Annotated in this window: 2 protein-coding genes; both read left to right on the plus strand. The window is 63.7% G+C overall.

Going from position 1 to position 1,472, the window contains the following annotated elements; genetic code table 11:
* Positions 1-181 precede the first annotated feature (181 nt).
* The gene (locus PA598K_RS27430; RefSeq protein ID WP_128659996.1) at positions 182-667 is read left to right on the plus strand and encodes a hypothetical protein; all 486 of its coding nucleotides are present in this window, start codon (positions 182-184) and stop codon (positions 665-667) included.
* A gap of 59 nt (positions 668-726) precedes the next feature.
* Positions 727-1,472, plus strand: a 746-nt coding sequence (locus PA598K_RS27435) for an aminopeptidase P family protein (protein ID WP_148092000.1), incomplete at its 3' end; no start/stop codon positions are given.

A 1,472-nucleotide genomic window follows, 5' to 3' on the forward strand; every position in this document is an offset into this window, starting at 1 on the left:
CCGGCCTTATCCTGACGATCCGCTATCCGTACGAGCGGTTATTCGAGATCGATCGTCTGATCGGACTGACACCGCCCGATCCCGATACCCGGATGAGGGCTACCGGGATGAAGATGAGCGAATACGTCCCGTGATCGCGCGCACCTCGGCCGTGTCCTGGAGCGAGAGGAGGTAGAGCCCGATGTACAAGTTGCTGTTGTTCATCCTGTTCATGGTCGTCTGGACGCTGCTGCAAGCGGTGCAGACGGATGGCGAGATGGCGATGCAGACATTGTTCCATGGCAAGCATGCGGTGAACCGAGCAGCGCATGCGGCGGCGCAACAGCTCGATCAGGATGAACTGGCTGCCGGACGTCTGGTCATCGACGAGCAAGCCGCCGCCGTCGCTGCCCGCGACTATCTATATTACAATCTGCAACTGGGGACGGACGGCGAGCCGCTCCCCGGCTCTTATCTGCGCGAGCAGCCGCGTATCGTGGCGCTGGAGGTCATCAACAGCGATCGCCACTTCCCCTACACCTACCGCAATCCCCAGTACGATTATGAGGTGACTCTGCAGCGACCAGGCGTAGTACTCATCGCATATGTCCCTTACACGCGGGCCTTCCGGGTCATCGATCCGATCGAGTGGCATATCAAGGGCACCGCCGAGCTGGTCGCCGGTTGACGCGGCGGGTGCATAACTGGTGTAATGGGAGCATAACCATGCTAGGAGGAGATGCTCACGTGTACACCAAGCTACCCGCAGAGGAGAGCGAGCGGCGCATCGGACAGCTGCAGGTGGCGCTGCGCAGCCAGGCGCTCGATGGCTTCCTGGTGACGCAAAATGTCGCGCTCTACTACCTGACCGGCTCGATGCAGACCGGATATCTGTTCGTCCCCGCAGACGGCGAGGCGACCTATTATGTGCGCCGCAGCCTGCAGCGGGCCGCAGAGGAGTCGGCTGTGGCGACGGCGCCGCTCGGCTCCTTTCGCGCCTTCGGCGAGACGCTGGCGCAGCGATATCCGGCTATCCTGGGCGGCGGGGGGCAGGCGCGCATCGCGACTGAGCTTGATGTGCTGCCGGCGCAGATCTACCTGAGACTGCAGGCGGTGCTCGGCAAGGCCAAAGATAGTGGTGCCTCGAACGGCGATGCCTCGAACAAGGGGACCGTCGAGCTCGTCGACGGCTCGGCGTTGCTGCGCAGTCTGCGCATCGTCAAGTCAGCCTACGAGATCGCCCGGATCGAGGCAGCCGCTCAGGTCGTCGCAGAGTCGCTGGAGGCGGCGCTCGTCCACCTGCGCCCAGGCGTCACCGAGCTGGCCTGGATGGCTGCTCTCGAGTACGAGCTGCGCAAGCGAGGTCATATCGGACTGATGCGGATGCGCGGCTACAATCAGGAGATTATGACCGGGATGGTCGGAGCAGGCGCTGCGGCGGCGGAGCCGAGCTATTTTGACGGGCCGGCCGGCGGTCGGGGTCTCGGACCTGC

Source organism: Paenibacillus sp. 598K (assembly GCF_003851045.1).
Taxonomy (GTDB): domain Bacteria; phylum Bacillota; class Bacilli; order Paenibacillales; family Paenibacillaceae; genus Paenibacillus_D.

Excerpts from the sequence above, each read along its gene's own strand:
- PA598K_RS27430 (WP_128659996.1), top strand. The coding sequence starts at position 182 with ATGTACAAGTTGCTGTTGTTCATCCTGTTCATGGTCGTCTGGACGCTG.